The organism is Bacillus sp. B25(2016b), from assembly GCF_001679765.1.
GTDB lineage: Bacteria > Bacillota > Bacilli > Bacillales > Bacillaceae_G > Bacillus_A > Bacillus_A thuringiensis_K.
This window is the reverse complement of sequence record NZ_CP016285.1, coordinates 5021487-5038861: the sequence shown is the minus strand read 5'-3', so window position 1 is coordinate 5038861 and position 17375 is coordinate 5021487. Positions and strand designations below refer to the sequence as shown.

The window sequence follows — 17375 nt, the reverse complement described above, 5'->3', positions numbered from 1 at the left end:
ACTGAAGAAAAATGATAGTATATAAAAAAAGCAAAAAGCTTTTCCTATTTAAAAATGGAAAAGCTTTTTGCTTTTAAGCGTGTTTGCGAATGAACTTTTGTTTTATAAACCCTAAAACAAATCCACGTATTTGAGGATCAATTACAATTCCGATCATACCGTATAGTATACCAGTAAGAGTTAAAGCAACTAATGGTGGTAAGTCGATTAATGCAATTCGGTATATACCGTAACTAATAATAAAGGCTAAGGAATTAAATATAATTCCTTTAACTAATAATTGCATGCCTTTACGAATAAAGAGGGTAAATCCGATTAATAGTGTAATTTCGGTAAGGATAGCTGCGGCAGCTGCCCCCATCATTCCATATTTACTACCTAATACAATATAACCTATGATGGCAACAACTAATCCAATAGTCATTGTTGTTGCACGTTTCCATTGCTGGCCAATCGTTGTTAAATTATCGGCTAGTGGATAGTTAATTGATTGTAAAATAACCATAAACGCTAGAATAGCAAGAGCGTTACCAGCGGGAGCGTATTCTTCTCCTAATAAACTAACAATCCAGAAACTTGGATCAGCAATAAAGGGGATAGAAATTCCCATTCCTAAAAAAGACATAAGTTTTAATTCAAAACTTGATAATTTTCTATGTTCTTCAATATTTTTCTCATTACCAAAAGCAAAAAGCCTTGGATAAAAGGCAGCTGCAATTACTCCAGGTATTTGATATAGTACAGCAGGTATTTTAGATGCAGCACCAAAGAATCCAACTTGATTATATGTTGAAACCTTTTCTAATATAATAGGGCCCAATTGTGGTAAGAGCATAATGATGATTCCGTTGATTGTGAAAATAAGTAATTGATCTAAAATGCCTTTATCCCAACCCTTATGAACTTGTGTATAACGTATTGTCATTATAAAGGCGATAACACCTGTTACAAGACTAGATACCCCGTACATAGCAGCAACCATCATAAGTGACCATTGGAAAGACATCCCTAGTAATAGGGCAGCAGCAGCTGTTACACCTTGTAGCACAGAAATAATAGCTGTAAATTGCATGCGTTCTGTTACTTGGAAGTAAGCCATTCCAACACCTTGTAAGGTTGCTCCGAACATTGTTGGTAGAACAACCCAATATACCATCGCACGTAAGTAAGCATCGGGATAGAAGAACTGGGCAAAAATAGCGAAAAGTACAGAAATTACGATAGCTAATATTAAACGAATACGTAAATAACTACTTATTAGCACGCTAATATTGGCATCGCTTCTCGTTCCTTCACGCATAAAGGTATGTGTCAAACCTGCATCTGTAAAGTAACAAATAACAGCTGAAACTGCTAACGCAGTTGTAAACATACCGTAATCACTTGGAGAAACATATCTTGCAAAGAAAATTGTTGCAATAGCCAGTACAAAACGTACAGTAATGTTTCCCACAAACAGGTAGGATGCGTTTTTTAGAATTTTATTTGTTTTCATGAGAAAAGACCTTTCTATTCTTTAGGACCCGGTTAGCTTGTCCTATTTGTAAATTTGATTTGTTCACAGAAAGAGAGTATCGTTATATTTTCAGTTTAAGAAAACAGAAATTTAATTCGTACAAACCAAAGCATTGCATATAGTTTTTTACTACGCTTTCCATTCTTTGAATAGATTTTACGGCAATATTTCCTTATATCTTTTTTGATTAATTGAACTTGTGATTTATCTAATCGAGAGTTTTCTTTAATATATATACAAGCGTTATTGATGACTGTATAAGGGAATAAATAAGTCTCAAGAATCTCAATCAGTGACTGAGGGTCTTTTGTAATGAAATCTTGAGATTTATTATGTACCCAATCTTTCATACGATTGAATACTTCCAACTCTTTTGTCGTTTTTAATTCATAATCTTTATACTTAGAAGAAAGATTTCCTTCTGATAAAATTCTATAATAAGTTAAGTATTCATCGACATAACATACATTTGTCACACTCATAAGTTTAAATAAAAACTCTAAATCTTCGCCCCAACTACATCCTGGTGTAAAACGAATGTTATGATCCATTACGATGGATCGTTTGAAAATCCAAGTACTTGTTTGAGCAACAACTTGATGTGTTAGGAATGCTTTTGCCATATCGCCTTTAATAAAGTTTGTTGTATGTTCAACCTTCTCGCCTGTTTCTTCGTAGAAATTCATATAACCACAATAGCACGCGTCCATATCGTTTTTATGCATACTTTTGACTTGCTTCTCAATTTTAGTTGGATGCCATAAGTCATCACTATCAAGGAAAGCGATATATTTTCCGCTAGCATTTTCGATACCTGTATTACGGGCTACCGAAACACCTTGGTTTTTTTGATGAACGTATTTTACTTGCCCTGGGTATTTTTCAGCAAGGTTTTTTACGATAGAAGGTGACTGATCTTTACTTCCATCATCTACAATTACAATTTCGATGTTTTTATATGTTTGATCTAGTATTGACTGTATCGTTTCTTCAATATATTTTTCTGTGTTATACAGGGGTATGACAACAGAAACAAGTTGCTTTTGTTCCATCATAGAATTTTTATCTCCTCAAGTTTTTTATGTCTTGCATCATATATACAAGCCTTTGGAAAGGAAGAAGATTACAAGAACATCTGTATAAGTTTAACGCATATAAACTTTGTAAATCAACTTTCTATTAAAAAGGTGGCGGGAAGTGAGATTCTTCTGGTTAATTCTTGTATTTCAAACAGCTTTAACATGTCTATTGCATATAAGTTCTTATTCATATCATTTTAACTTATTAGTAAGTAGGATGTATTTATCATAACGATTGTGAAGGCGAATAAATTATTATTGAGAATAAAAAAACCTCTTAATTTTTGAAATAAATTAAGAGGTTTTTTATGTTAGCTTTGAAATATTAGGTTAGTCTTTGTCTGTCTCAGTTGCATTTAATTTTTGCTTTAGTAACGCATAATCTTGCGTTAATGTTACAAGTTGATGATGTTGTTTAGAAATTTTTCGTGTTAGGTCAAAAATTAAGATGAAACAGAATAATAGTCCAAATAAGAATAAAATGGAAGGGGGATATTCTACTTTTAATAGTTTTCCAATCCAGTTTATAATTTTATCAGTAGAACTTAAAATAGCCATTGCAATACAAACTAAAATCCATAAAATAGCATATTTCGTTTCTAAAGTTCCACGGCGAATGGAATTAATAATTAATAATAATAATAATAAAATAAAGATGAATGAAAAGGTAATTATAGGCATTTATTATCAACCTTTCACGATTTTTTGCATCAATATAGCAAGACTTACTTTAATCATGTAATATGCAGATTTAAAAGGTGTGATGGAAGATTGTCCACCTTGTCGCTCTTGCATATTTACAGATATTTCATTAATGCGAAGTTTTTTCTTTTTTAAATGAATAAGAACTTCTGGTTCTGGATAATCTTTTGGATAGTTGTGTGCAAAAATTGTAATTACTTCTCGATTGATAGCACGATATCCAGAAGTTGGATCCATAAATGTTTGTTTTGTTAGTACTTTCAATAGAGCAGTAAAATAAAAAATACCGATCCTTCTGGAAATACTACCTTTATATGCTGTTTTTTCTGTAAAACGTGACCCTAGCACCATATCGCATTCATCTTCAGCAATAGGCTTTATAATTTTATATAAATCATCTGGATTATGTTGTCCATCAGCATCGAACTGAATCGCAATATCATATCCGTTCTCATATGCGTATTTATATCCAGTTTGTACAGCTGAGCCAATACCTAGGTTATATGGTAAGTTCACAAGGTGAACAGGGAAATCTTTTACGATTCGAGCTGTTTTATCTTGTGATCCATCATTAATAACGCAAATGCTTAATCCTGTAAAATGCTGTTTTAGTTTTAATAATCTTGTTAATGTATCTGCAATTGCTTCTTCCTCGTTATACGCTGGAATAATAATTAACGTTTTTGGTATTGAAATTGGTACTTCAATAGTCATTACCGCACCATCCCTTATATACTTAATCATATTATGGTTATTTTTAAACGAACTTTATTTAATATACCATTAACAGTATAACAAAATAAAGGAAAAGCTGGTGCATGATTTAGGAGAGCAGATTGAGAATAAAATGGTAAGAGGTGATATTTTGTATAAAAAAATACATGCAAGGAAGAAAAAATCTGTGCATGTATATGGAAGAGTATCGTATTAAATATTCCAAGGTTTATTTAAAGTTAAAACCTCAGCCATTTCTTTGCTTTTTAAACGTCCTTTTTTTCTATTTTCCGCACGTTCTGAACCGGTTGTGTGTAACCAATGTTCTTCCTGAGTTTCAGGAAGTACTTGTGGTACAGACGAAGGTTTTCCATCTTTTATTGCCACAAATGTAATGAAGCAAGTAGCGGCAATTCTACGCTCGCCTGCTAATAAATTTTCTGCGATTACTTTTACGAAAACTTCCATTGAAGATTTCCCTGTATAACATACAAATGCTTCATAACAAACAGAATCAGCTTGGTGAATTGGAGTTAAAAAATCAACTGAATCAATAGATGCTGTTACGCAATGTTTACGACTATGTCTTGCAGCCGCAATCGAAGCAATACTATCAATTTCTGCTAATAATTTCCCTCCAAAAAGTGTTTGGTGATTATTTAAATCGTTAGGAAAAACACGTGTTGTCTTAATTGCTTTAGATTCTCGCATGAATTTCTTTTCCATATATTCAGCCCCTATAGTCTGTTTTCAATCAGAATAATATGTGTAAGTGGATTACTCATATTAGATATTTAATGAAGTAAAGTGTATTCCAAAAGAGGATTATTTAAACTTCTGTATTTGTATTCATGTAACTGAAAGAAAATTTATTTTATCTAAAATGTAGTGTAAAAGAGGATTCGCTTACATTGCAAGTAAAAAGTAATGACTATGTATTTGTCATAGAAATTCTCTATCAGCCGTGTACCCATTCATGGTAGAATCGTTTTGTTATGAATGGAAATAGAGGTGCAATGGACATATGAATCATATACAAACAAATTTTTCATCTTTCTTCAATAAAATTATGATCGGTGCGATGCTCGCATTTTTTGTTTATAGTTGTTGGGCAGCATTTGAGACAAGTAAGCAATTTTTTGGAGGAAGTACAACAAGTGTAACAATCATATTGGCAATTTTCGTCATACTCATTTTGCTAGTGACATCAATTCTACAATATCGTTTTACAGATAAACAATTTCTTACTTTTCTTATAAGTATAACTATAGTTGTAAGGCTTAGTATGCTGTTATTTGTAGATGCTCCAATAATTGGTGATATGAAAGTGATGTATGAGTCTGCAAAGCAGATTGCAATTGGTAATAATATAGGGACTGTAACTCATTTGCCTTTTATTATATATGAGTCAATAATTATTCGTATATTTGGTGATACATTATTCGCTTTACAACTATTTAATGTGTTATTTTGCGCAGGAACCTCATTTTTTATTTATCGTATTGCGGCAATGGTTTTTGGAGAAGAATGCGGTCGTATTGCTTCCGTATTTTATGCTCTGTATATTCCAAATATATTCATGAGTTCCGTATTAACTCCTGAGTCACTTGCAATATTTTTATTTTATTTTGCTTGTTACATACTTTTATATAAAGGATTAGATCATCCTTATATGTGGGTGTTTTCGGCAATTTTATTTGCATTTAGTAATATGATTTTCCCAATGGGATTATTTCTTCCTATTTTTATCACGGTATATGTATTATTAATCGAAGTATTTCAATCAGCAACGAAACAAAAGGTGTTACTAAAGATGATAGGGATACTTATTCTATTTTATAGTGCCCATTTTGGTGTGAATTATGGAATTAAAACAATGGGGATGTCACAATATACGATTGCAAATGAGACGTATGTTCAATCTGTTTTAATTGGAAAAACCCAACATGAGGAAAAAATATCAAAAAATCAAAGTGTAACAGAGCATATTGATCAAAAGTTAAAAGAGATTGAGGGAGAAAGATTTAAACTTTTAGAACCGATAATAAATCAGTTTTCAGATGAGGGGATAAATTCTATTCTTTTCAAATGTGAAAAACTGATATATATAGCAGTAACATTGTTTATGACTATAGCTCTATTACACTTCCTTATTAAGAAACAACAAAATGAGGGATATATGTTGTTCTTATTTTTCATTAGTGGCTACGTATTGTTAAAGCTCTTCCAAGTAGATATGGCATATTACAATGTAATTATGCCAGCATTGTTTATTTTGCAGAGCTTTGGTGTTTATATGAGTTATGTGTATTGTCAAAAAATATTTTTCAGAAAATAAAAAGAATCCATTCTGGATTCTTTTTTGATGGGAGATGAAATTTAGTAGTCAGTGTAGATGAAAAGTATGCCTGACCTGAATTTTATCCCGCTATTTTCTAGGCAGTAAGACCCCCATCTCAAAATTCAGCGAAAGCAAAGAAATTAGGTAGGAACCCTGCTGCTCGTAAAAGCCTGATTGGTGAGGGTTCATAATCAGTGGGGAATGAACAAAACTCCCACTGATTAAAGTTTTACTTTATCTTATCGATTTAGTTCTAGTTGCAAATTATCGGCTGTTAGAGCCATTTGTGAGGAGTCATCTTGAATTCCTTTCATTACTTGTGAAATAGCTTGTAGTTCGTGTTCAATTTTCTTATTCTGTTCTTTTGAGTTAGACATATCTTGTACGATTTCTTGGAAGTATCGATCCGTTGCCGACATACTATCCGTTCCTTCCGATACGAGAGAGCTAATTTGTTTCACGGAAGACGAGACACGGGTAATTTGTTCATTTGTTTTTTCGACGAGCTTTGTAACGTTAAATATAGATTCTTTCGTTTGCTCTGATAATTTTCGGATTTCACCAGCAACAACAGAAAACCCCTTCCCAAATTCTCCAGCACGTGCAGACTCGATAGCAGCGTTTAGTGCGAGTAAATTTGTTTGCTCCGCAATTGATTTAACAATATCTATGATTTCATTAATTTTGTTAGAAATATTAAGAAGTTCATGAGTATCTGTAATAATCGTTTCCATATTCATTTGAATAGATCCCATTCGTTTATTCTGCTGGTTTAATTGTTCTTTCCCTTTATTCGCTTTTTCTTCAGATGTTGTAGCTAATGATGTACCTGTTTTAGCGATCTCTACAATAGTTTCAGATTTGGCGGTTAGTTTTTGAATAGAAGAGCTTGTTTTTTCAGATACAGCAGCTAGTTCTGTTGCGATATGCGTAATTGTCATAGCAGTTAGTTCTTTTTCTTTTTCATGCTCTTTTTGCATTCTTTCATATTCAGATTCATAAGCTGCAAGAACAAGTTCTTGTTCAAGAGTGAATAATTTATTTATGACATTTATAGAATAGGAAAAATCATCGATTGTCGTTATTTTTGTTTGCAAAATCTTCATGATAGAGCGGAATAATTCTTGATAAGCAGCAGTATACCATTTTCGATGTAAACCAATTTGTACATGTCTTTTGGCGATCCTAACACGTTGTTCAATAAAATCTTCATGCATATTGCCGCTGAATAATTCTTTAATATGTGTTTTTAAAGTTTGTTTTAGTTTTGGAATAGAGCTGTAACGTTCAATAATAGTAATTAAATTAGGTTGTTTTGTAATGTTGGCATAGAATTTTTCAGTAATCCAATCAATTTCTGCATAAATAAAAGGCTGTAGTACTTTTACAACTTGTAAATCTTCTTTTGAAATATGTAGCATATCCATTTGAATTTTCAATTCAGAATTAGTAGGGACATTAAAAGTTATTTGTTGGTCCTTACTTAATTCGATTATACTGGCATTTGTTTTATTAATACTTTTTTTGAAAACCCCAAGCATCATTCTTCCCCCCTGTATATAAAACGTTTTCAATTTTAAAACTAATATAGAGTAATTATATATGCTTATATACAATTACTCTATATTAGTTCGTTGAATAGTATATAAATTAAGAGAATTCTAGATAGAATTCTCTTAATGGCCTTTATTAATTTTAGCATGTGTTTTAAAGAAAACAGGGAAATGCACATTATATATTACAGTGACGACACGAATAACAAATGTTACTAATAAACAAACATAAAAAGCTAATACGTGCGCCCCCATAGCGTGTGTGATTAGGAAGCTAATTGCTCCTAAGATAGAAGCGATTGCGTAAATCTCTTTTCGGAATACGTAAGGGATATCTTGAGCGCAAATGTCACGCAAAATACCGCCTCCAATACCTGTAATGACTCCCATTGAAACAACTAGAAATGAGGCGTCAACATGATGTGACATTGCCGCATTTGCACCAATAGCTGTAAAAACGCCTAAGCCAACAGCATCAGAAAGCATAATAACGACTTGAAGTTTATTGATACGCTCAAAAAACATACAAGTAAATAATGCTGATAATACACTTACGAAAAAGTAAATGGGTTTTACAAATGCGACAGGGGGCAGGTTACCAATCATGATATCACGAATAATACCGCCGCCGAGCGCAGTAGCTACAGCTAAACAAAGGACACCAAATAAATCTAAATCTTTTTTTAAACCAACTAATGTACCAGAAATGGCAGCGGCGATAATGCCAAGAAACGTAAATATATCGATTAATAACATGGCCTTAATCCCTTCCTCTTAAAGATGTTCCAGAGAAAAAATATACACTAAAGTATTGGAAATAACAATTACTTTTCGCTACATGTAGAAAAACGGATAAAATACATAAAGAAAGCGTTTGAAAATGTTTGGAAAATAGACATAAAGTATTTTGAAAAAGGTATGAAAAGATTAACTTTACATTTTTTGATGTTACCTATTTGGTGAAATATTACAATGATAGGCACTTTATTTATGCTTGTATAAATTGATAAATAAATATGTATATACTGACAAAAATAAGGGGATGGTTGTTAGATAGCTTTTGTAAAAATAGGGGATTATAGCTAAGGGACAGTAATTTCTATTATTGATTAATACTTGTCCTGGCTAGTTTTAGCTGGAAAAATAGTTCTCGATTTGAATATGAGTTATGTTATAATTGCTAGGTGTGTTTTAACGATAATAAATTATGATTAAAAGATAATGTTAAGATTTTGTATGGAGGTCTTGGAATGTTAGCAAATCAAGCTAGGGTTAGATTTGAGCATTTTTTGCTCTTTTTTATTATTTTACAGCCTGTTTTAGATTTATTAACGTCTCTTAGCATCACTTTATTAAAGTCAAATGCTACCGTTGGAATTTTAGTAAGATTCCTTATTATGGCTGTTGGTGGCATTTACATTTTAATTCAGGCAAAAGAGAAGGAAAATAGAAAGTTTTTAATTTATCTTATATTATTAGCCGGAGTTTTAGGAGTAGGATTTATTAATAACAAATTAGTTAAGGATCCTATTGTACTTAGTGAAGAAGTTAAATTCGTTGCGAAAGCATTATATATATATATCATGCTGGGATCATACATTTTAGCTTTAAAATCATTGAAAAAGACAGTTAATATTAGTGATAAGGTTCGAAATAGTATTGTATATTCTACATTAATCATTAACGCAATTATGGTTATTTCTATTTCAACATCTACTGACTTTGGTAGTTATGAATGGATGAAAGTGGGTTCTCGAGGTTGGTTCTATGCAGGGAATGAACTAGGTTCAATCTTAGCTATTATTTTCCCTATTGTAGTACTATATTCTATTCAAAAAACAAAGAGCTGGAAACACATTTTATATTGGATTCCATCACTTTTAATGATTTATTCGCTAATTCAAGTTGGTACAAAAGTAGGGATGGGCTCAATTGGTGCTACGTTAGCGGCAGCAATCGGGATTATTTTACTACAATTATTATTTGATAGAAAAAATCCGAACAAAAAATCCCTTGCGCTTAATGCAGTAATTGCTATCGTCCTATTAGCTGGTGTAGTTGGAACGTTTAAACAAACGCCATTAGCACAAAATATGGGTATTCACAATAATTATTTATCAGAGCAAAATGTGGCACAGCAAGGTCAAAAAGAAAAAGAAATTAAAGAGAAGCTGAAAAAAGAGCAAGAACTTAAAGCAAAAGAAGAAAATCATCATAAAGTTGAAAAGCCAGAAGAAAAGGCGAAGATAGAAGAGGAAGTTAAGAAAGAGCTTGAGAAAGAGCAAAAGAAAGAAAATCAAGAAAATCTTATTTTCAGTGGACGTCAAGTATATGAAGAAAGACATAAGCAGTTCTTTAAAGAAGCACCAGTGTCACAAAAGTTATTAGGCATGGGTTATGCAGGTAACTTTAAATACAATGAACAAAAGCAGCCAGATCCAAAACTAATTGAAATGGACTTCCATGATTGGTTTTATGATTTCGGGATTATTGGCTTTGTATTACTAATGATTCCATTTATTTATTACGGGCTAAGAATTCTACTAGCATTTGCTACGAGATTTAAGGACATATTTAATATAAAATATGGAATGATTTCAGCAAGCTTATTGTTAGCGTTAGGTATTGCTTATATTGCAGGACATATTTTAACAGCACCAGGAGTTGGGATTTACTTTGTAGTGGTGTTAGCTTATCTAATAGTAGACCTAGAAATTGAATGATAAAAATAAAAGCTAACTTTTGTTAGCTTTTATTTTTTAGTACAGTAAAATAAAAATAGATGGAAACGTAGCGAGGATTTAAAGGAGGAAAAAATATGAGAATATTGCATATGAATGCAGGAGCAGAAGATGGGGGAGGGAAAACACATATTATTTCACTTCTCGATCAGTTTCCAACTGGTGAAGTAGAATTAGCAGTATTTGAAGATGGAATTGTTGCGAAGGAAGCAAGGGAGTTAGGGATAAAAGTCCATGTGTTTTCACAAAAATCGCGCTATGATTTATCCATTTTAAAGAATATAAGTAAATTTATTAATAAAGAAAAATTTGATGTAGTTCATACGCATGGCCCTAGGGCTAATTTCTATGTTTCTTTAATGAAAAAGAGAATAAAGGCAAAATGGGTAACGACTATTCATAGTGATCCATTTCAAGACTTTACTAAACAGGGCTTAAAAGGTTGGATTTTTACGAAATTAAATTTGAAAGCCTTAAAAAATATAGACTTATTTTTCGTTGTAACAAATAGATTGAAAAAAAGCCTGGCAGCATTAGGTATTTCAAATGAAAAGATGCATGTTATTTATAATGGAATTGAATACGATAAGGAAAAAGCAGAAGGCTATAATAAAAAAGAAATGTTCAATATTGATGAAGATGTATTTACGGCAATCCAAGTAGCACGATTACATCCTGTCAAAGGACATGAAGTTTTATTTGATGCGTTACAACAAACAAAATTAGAGAAAATTAAAGTATTATTAGTTGGTGATGGCCCATTAGAAGAAAATCTAAAGTCATTAGCTACTGAAAAAGGGATTAACGATAAAGTAGAGTTTTTAGGACATCGTCAAGATGTAAAACAATTATTTGCGTCGTCACATGTAAATTTATTAACTTCCCATAGTGAAGGGTTCCCACTAGTTTTATTAGAAGCGGCAAATCAACGCGTACCATCAATTGTGACTAGGGCTGGAGAAATTGAACCCTTAATCGTAGATGAAACTTACGGATGGATTGTACCGACAGGTGATGGAAAGGCATTGGCATTAGCTTTAGAAGAAGCGTATGATAAGTGGAAAACTGGAGAGTTAGCAGCAATGGGTAAACATATTTATGAGCATGCTACTATGAACTTCTCACTTCAAAAACTATATGAAGATACAAAGGAAACATATAAGCAATTAATAGCAAAAAACTTGTAATGATAGAGAGGATAGTTAACTATGGCAGTACAAACAGTTGATATTCTAGGCGTTCCTTTTTCTACAATGACAATGGATGAAACGGTCCAATATTTAAAAGAACAACTAGAATCGGAGCGAACTCATACGTTTCAGGTAGTAACAGCAAACCCTGAAATTGTTATGTGTGCAAAAAAGGATGAAAAGTTCTATCAAACATTATTGAATACAGATTTAATTACACCTGATGGTATTGGTGTTGTAAAAGCAAGCGGTATGCTTGGTACACCTTTAAAAGAACGTGTAGCAGGTTTTGATTTAATGTGTAATTTACTAGCGAAGTTATCAGAAGATAGCAAACCGGTATCTGTTTTCTTATTAGGTGCAAAGCCGCATGTTGTGCAAGCTGCAGCAGAGCATTTAACAAAGACATATTCAGCTGTATCCATTGCTGGTATACAAGATGGTTATTTTAAACAAGAAGACGAAGAGAATATTATTTCTCGCATTCAAGAAGCAAAACCAGATTTATTACTTGTTGCACTTGGTTTCCCGAGACAAGAAAACTTTATCCAAAACAATAAGCATCGTTTAGAAACGAAAATGGCTGTTGGAGTGGGTGGAAGTTTAGACGTATGGGCTGGAGAGGTAAAACGTGCACCAAAATGGATTCAAGCGATTCATTTAGAGTGGTTTTATAGATTATGCAGTAATCCAACACGCTGGCGTCGTCAGTTAGTATTAGCGGAATTTTTAAAAGAAGTAATGCGTTCGAAAAAGTAGCGAAATATCGCTGCTTTTTTTATTTGTTCATTTTTAATAAATTGAAACTTTAGTCAGTGAGGCATCCCCACTGATTATTAGCCCGCACCAATCAGGATAGACGTTTTACTTTTTGGGAATGATGAAGGAGAATTTTTTACACAAAAGTATTTTACTTATACAATTCACACATGTAAAATGATGTGTAAAGACACCTGTGTAAGGAGGACTTCTAGTGGGCAAGGTAAAAGAAATTTCGAAGCGCAAACTACTTGGGATAGCTGGGCTTGGATGGCTATTTGATGCAATGGATGTTGGAATGCTTTCATTTGTAATGGTAGCCTTGCAAAAGGATTGGGGATTAACGAGCCAGGAAATGGGCTGGATAGGCAGTATTAACTCAATCGGTATGGCAGTAGGAGCGCTTATTTTTGGAATACTATCAGATAAAATAGGACGAAAATCAGTCTTTATTATTACATTATTATTATTTTCTATCGGTAGTGGTTTAACTGCATTAACGACGACACTCGCGATGTTTCTCGTTTTACGCTTTTTAATTGGCATGGGGCTTGGCGGAGAGCTTCCGGTTGCCTCTACACTAGTATCAGAGAGTGTTGAAGCGCATGAACGTGGGAAAATTGTTGTGTTATTAGAAAGTTTTTGGGCAGGTGGATGGCTAATTGCAGCTCTTATCTCGTATTTTGTTATTCCTAAATATGGTTGGGAAGTTGCGATGGTATTGAGTGCAGTTCCAGCACTATATGCTTTATATTTAAGATGGAATTTACCGGATTCCCCAAGGTTCCAAAAAGTTGAAAAAAGGCCATCTGTTATTGAAAATATAAAATCAGTTTGGTCTGGGGAATATCGTAAAGCAACAATTATGCTATGGATTCTATGGTTTTGTGTTGTCTTTTCCTATTATGGAATGTTCCTTTGGTTACCGAGTGTAATGGTGCTAAAAGGATTTAGTTTAATAAAAAGTTTCCAATATGTACTTATTATGACATTAGCTCAACTTCCAGGATATTTCACCGCTGCTTGGTTTATTGAACGTCTCGGTCGTAAATTTGTTTTGGTTACGTATTTAATCGGGACAGCTTGCAGTGCCTATTTGTTTGGGGTTGCGGATTCATTAACAGTATTAATCGTTGCAGGTATGTTACTATCCTTCTTTAATTTAGGTGCTTGGGGAGCATTATATGCCTATACACCTGAGCAGTATCCAACGGTTATTCGTGGTACAGGTGCAGGAATGGCAGCAGCATTTGGTCGTATTGGTGGTATTCTTGGACCATTATTAGTGGGGTATTTAGTTGCCTCAGAAGCTTCACTATCATTAATATTTACGATTTTCTGTGGATCAATTTTAATTGGGGTATTTGCTGTAATAATACTTGGTCAGGAAACGAAGCAACGAGAATTAGTATAAAGTGAAATTTTAAACGTATCCCTGATCATTTATTACCCTACAATACTCAGCTCTTTATAGGTAGTTAGTGTAGGATAAAGGGAGAGAGGAAACCGAAGTGGTTTCCTTTTTTCTGTTTTTTTAGATAAATAATGGTATAGTAAGAAAAAGGGATTATTTCTTATAAAAGCGAATGTATACAACAGGACATATGGACAAAGAATTAGGTGGTTGAAGAAATGAAAATTTTACTGATTATGGAAGAGGCAGAAGAGAGAAAAGAGTTAGCTGAAAATTTCACTGAAAATATGAGAAATGTAGAATGTTTTGAAGCAAAGACAGGAACAGAATCTTTATTTATGATGAAAAAACATATACCAGACTTTGTTTTTTTAAGTTCCAAATTACTAGATGGTACTGGTTTTGAATATGCAAGTTTATTACGAGAAATAAATTGCTATACAAAATTTATTTTTGTAGGTGAAAACATAGAAGAATCTATTACAGCTTTTCGTTTCCAAGCATTTTATTATTTATTGCGACCATTTCGTGAAGAAGATTTACAATTTCTTTTATATAAAATAGGTAAAGAACAAGGTGAGAAAGCAAAGAGTTATTTGCGAAAACTACCGATAGAAAGTCAAGAGGGCATACGATATATTCTTCCAGAAGATATCGTATATGTAAGTAAAAATAAAGAAAATAAAACTGTTTCAATTTACACAACGAATAATCAGTATATTTCAACATATACACTTCAGGAATTAGAAAATAAGCTAAATGCATATGATTTTTTACGTGTACATAAAAGCTATTTAATTAATATGTCATATGTAAAAGAACTGAAACCTTATTATAATGGCACGTATAATTTGTATTTAGATAGGTATGATGAGCAACCGATTCCAGTCAGTCGTAATTATGTAAAACGCCTTCGAAATAATATTGAATTATAGTAGATAATGAGAGTATTTTAACATGATAAACTGAAAATCCTTCATGATAGGGAGGATTCAAGTTAAATATTCAGAAAATTTAGTACAATCTCCACTAAGAAATAGTATTGGGGGAATTGTATGTGAAGACATTGAAATCGATCTTACTTTGGGGCGTTATTACAGCAGTAGGAGCAGGTGCTTTTGGGGTAATAGCTTTATCACAAGGTGAAACCATTAATGCTGTATGGCTCTTAGTAGCTGCCGTATGTGTATATGCAGTTGCTTATCGCTTTTATAGTAGATTTATAGCGAGAAAGGTTTTTAATTTAGATGATAATCGGCAAACACCAGCCCATACATTAAATGATGGGAAAGACTATGTTCCAACAAATAAGTGGGTATTGTTTGGACATCACTTTGCAGCGATTGCTGGAGCGGGACCTTTAGTAGGACCGATTTTAGCGGCACAAATGGGGTATTTACCAGGGACCATTTGGATTATTGTTGGGGTAGTTGTTGCGGGGGCTGTCCAAGATTTTGTTATTTTATTTGCTTCAATGAGACGTAATGGTAAATCGTTAGGAGAAATGATTAAAGATGAGATTGGACCTGTTACAGGACTAATTGCAATGATAGGTATTTTAGGAATTATGATTATTTTATTAGCAGTATTAGCGTTGGTCGTAGTAAAGGCACTAATCGGAAGTCCTTGGGGAATGTTTACGATAGCAGCAACGATTCCTATCGCTATTTTAATGGGAGTTTATATGCGCTATATTAGGCCTGGTCGTGTTGGAGAAGGATCAGTAATCGGTATTATCCTACTTATTTTATCTCTTGTTGGAGGACAGTATGTAGCAGAAAATCCAACACTTGCAAGTATGTTCACATTTAGTGGTGAAACAATTGCTATTATGCTTATTGTATATGGATTTATTGCATCTGCATTACCAGTTTGGATGCTTTTAGCACCACGTGATTATTTAAGTACATTTTTAAAAGTTGGAACAATTGTAGGGTTAGCAATCGGTATCTTAATTGTAGCACCAGATTTACAAATGCCAGCAGTTTCGAAATTTATTGATGGAACTGGTCCTGTGTTCTCTGGAAACTTATTCCCATTCTTATTTATTACTATTGCTTGCGGTGCAGTGTCTGGATTCCATGCTCTTGTTTCATCAGGTACGACGCCGAAGATGATTGAGCAAGAGGGACACGCACAGCCAATCGGTTATGGAGCAATGTTAATGGAGTCGTTTGTAGCAGCGATGGCGATGATTGCAGCTTGTGTATTAACACCGGGAACGTATTTTGCAATTAATAGTCCCGCAGCACTTATCGGTACAGATGTCTCGCAGGCAGCTCAAGTTATTTCCTCATGGGGATTTGCTATTACACCAAATGAACTAAAAGATCTCGCTGTAAATGTTGGAGAGCAAACGATTTTATCACGTACAGGTGGTGCGCCAACATTAGCGATAGGTATGGCATATATTTTCTCACAAGTAATAGGTGGAACGGCCATGATGGCATTTTGGTATCATTTTGCGATTCTCTTTGAAGCCCTATTTATTTTAACAACGATTGATGCCGGAACGCGTGTCGGCCGATTTATGATTCAAGATATTTTAGGGCATGTATATAAGCCATTTGGGAAAACGGATTCTACATTAGCGAATGTAATCGCTACAACATTATGTGTATTAGGGTGGGGATATTTCTTATACCAAGGGGTAATAGATCCGCTCGGTGGAATTAATACATTATGGCCACTTTTCGGTATTGCAAATCAAATGCTAGCAGGTATTGCATTATTACTTGGAACGACAATTTTGTTCAAAATGGGAAAAAAGGCGTACGTTTGGGTAACACTTATTCCAACTGTCGGGTTGCTGATTGTAACAATGACGGCGGGGTATCAAAAGCTATTTCATGAAAATCCTAAAATTGGATTTCTATCGCATGCAAAGGTATTTCAGAGAGCATTAGATGAGGAGAAAGTGTTAGCGCCAGCTAAAAATGTCGCTCAAATGAAGCAAATTATTTTCAATGATTATATTGATGCAGCGCTTTGTGGGATTTTTATGATAGTTGTAATCGCTGTGTTAATTTCAGCACTTCGAATTTGGATACAAGTATTAAGAAATAAGCCAATGCCGTTAAAGGAGGCACCATATATTCCGAGAGATGAAAGTGAGTCGAGGAACTATGCTTAAAAAGCTGTGGCAAGTATGGAGGGGAAGAAAACGCTTTATTAGTTTGCTCGTTGGGGTACCAAGTTATGAAGTATATGTGGAGCATATGAAAAAGCATCATCCTGAAGAAGAGGTTTTATGTCAAAAGCAATTTTTTGCTGAGGCACAAGAAGCAAGATTTAACGCAAAGGGTGGAAAAATATCACGCTGTTGTTAATGAAAAAGGGCGAGTTTTCGCCCTTTTTATTTTTTGC

15 protein-coding genes and 1 pseudogene are annotated in these 17375 nt (G+C 33.5%); 8 read left to right on the top strand and 8 right to left on the bottom strand.

The window, feature by feature from the left end:
- Positions 1-73: 73 nt before the first annotated feature.
- From BAQ53_RS25780 to BAQ53_RS25760, 5 genes are all read right to left on the bottom strand, one after another.
- Positions 74-1495: an oligosaccharide flippase family protein gene (locus BAQ53_RS25780; RefSeq protein WP_000856136.1), complete on the bottom strand. Its 1422-nt coding sequence runs from the start codon at positions 1493-1495 to the stop codon at positions 74-76.
- Positions 1496-1590: 95 nt separating this feature from the next.
- On the bottom strand, positions 1591-2571 hold the full coding sequence (locus tag BAQ53_RS25775) for a glycosyltransferase family 2 protein (protein WP_000970512.1): 981 nt from the start codon (positions 2569-2571) through the stop codon (positions 1591-1593).
- A gap of 354 nt (positions 2572-2925) precedes the next feature.
- On the bottom strand, positions 2926-3276 hold the full coding sequence (locus tag BAQ53_RS25770; RefSeq protein WP_001121771.1) for a DUF2304 domain-containing protein: 351 nt from the start codon (positions 3274-3276) through the stop codon (positions 2926-2928).
- Between the two features lie 6 nt (positions 3277-3282).
- On the bottom strand, positions 3283-4011 hold the full coding sequence (locus tag BAQ53_RS25765; RefSeq protein WP_000151540.1) for a glycosyltransferase family 2 protein: 729 nt from the start codon (positions 4009-4011) through the stop codon (positions 3283-3285).
- Positions 4012-4224: 213 nt separating this feature from the next.
- Positions 4225-4737, bottom strand: a complete 513-nt coding sequence (locus BAQ53_RS25760) for an acyl-CoA thioesterase (protein ID WP_000412127.1) — start codon at positions 4735-4737, stop codon at positions 4225-4227.
- Positions 4738-5035: 298 nt separating this feature from the next.
- Here BAQ53_RS25760 and BAQ53_RS25755 point away from each other — a divergent pair, with 298 nt between their 5' ends.
- A complete protein-coding gene (locus tag BAQ53_RS25755) occupies positions 5036-6349 on the top strand; it encodes an ArnT family glycosyltransferase (protein ID WP_001015620.1) in 1314 nt (437 codons plus the stop codon).
- A gap of 242 nt (positions 6350-6591) precedes the next feature.
- On the opposite strand, the gene BAQ53_RS26695 is transcribed toward BAQ53_RS25755, so the two are convergent.
- The 3 genes and pseudogenes from BAQ53_RS26695 to BAQ53_RS25745 all read right to left on the bottom strand — a co-directional run bounded on the left by BAQ53_RS26695 (position 6592) and on the right by BAQ53_RS25745 (position 8661).
- Positions 6592-7293, bottom strand: a complete 702-nt coding sequence (locus BAQ53_RS26695) for a methyl-accepting chemotaxis protein (RefSeq protein WP_374058668.1) — start codon at positions 7291-7293, stop codon at positions 6592-6594.
- A gap of 54 nt (positions 7294-7347) precedes the next feature.
- Positions 7348-7893 (bottom strand): annotated as a pseudogene (locus tag BAQ53_RS26690) (protoglobin family protein); the annotation flags it as partial.
- Between the two features lie 135 nt (positions 7894-8028).
- The gene (locus BAQ53_RS25745; protein ID WP_000924371.1) at positions 8029-8661 is read right to left on the bottom strand and encodes a trimeric intracellular cation channel family protein; all 633 of its coding nucleotides are present in this window, start codon (positions 8659-8661) and stop codon (positions 8029-8031) included.
- 494 nt (positions 8662-9155) lie between these two features.
- On the opposite strand from BAQ53_RS25745, the gene BAQ53_RS25740 reads away from it, so the two are divergent.
- From BAQ53_RS25740 to BAQ53_RS25710, 7 genes are all read left to right on the top strand, one after another.
- Entirely contained in the window at positions 9156-10628 is a 1473-nt protein-coding gene (locus BAQ53_RS25740; protein ID WP_000880762.1) for an O-antigen ligase family protein, read from the top strand.
- 95 nt (positions 10629-10723) lie between these two features.
- Positions 10724-11833 carry a glycosyltransferase family 4 protein gene (locus BAQ53_RS25735; protein WP_001221237.1) on the top strand — a complete coding sequence of 370 codons (1110 nt, stop codon included), beginning with the start codon at positions 10724-10726 and terminating at the stop codon, positions 11831-11833.
- 21 nt (positions 11834-11854) lie between these two features.
- Positions 11855-12595, top strand: a complete 741-nt coding sequence (locus BAQ53_RS25730) for a WecB/TagA/CpsF family glycosyltransferase (protein WP_000290757.1) — start codon at positions 11855-11857, stop codon at positions 12593-12595.
- Positions 12596-12809: 214 nt separating this feature from the next.
- The gene (locus tag BAQ53_RS25725; RefSeq protein WP_000521103.1) at positions 12810-14009 is read left to right on the top strand and encodes an MFS transporter; all 1200 of its coding nucleotides are present in this window, start codon (positions 12810-12812) and stop codon (positions 14007-14009) included.
- Positions 14010-14227: 218 nt separating this feature from the next.
- Complete coding sequence (locus BAQ53_RS25720; protein ID WP_000698253.1) at positions 14228-14944, top strand: LytR/AlgR family response regulator transcription factor; 717 nt, start codon at positions 14228-14230, stop codon at positions 14942-14944.
- A gap of 122 nt (positions 14945-15066) precedes the next feature.
- A complete protein-coding gene (cstA, locus tag BAQ53_RS25715) occupies positions 15067-17142 on the top strand; it encodes a carbon starvation protein CstA (RefSeq protein ID WP_000854313.1) in 2076 nt (691 codons plus the stop codon).
- The gene (locus tag BAQ53_RS25710; RefSeq protein ID WP_002180952.1) at positions 17135-17338 is read left to right on the top strand and encodes a YbdD/YjiX family protein; all 204 of its coding nucleotides are present in this window, start codon (positions 17135-17137) and stop codon (positions 17336-17338) included. Before cstA ends, BAQ53_RS25710 begins: the two co-directional genes overlap by 8 nt.
- Positions 17339-17375 lie beyond the last annotated feature (37 nt).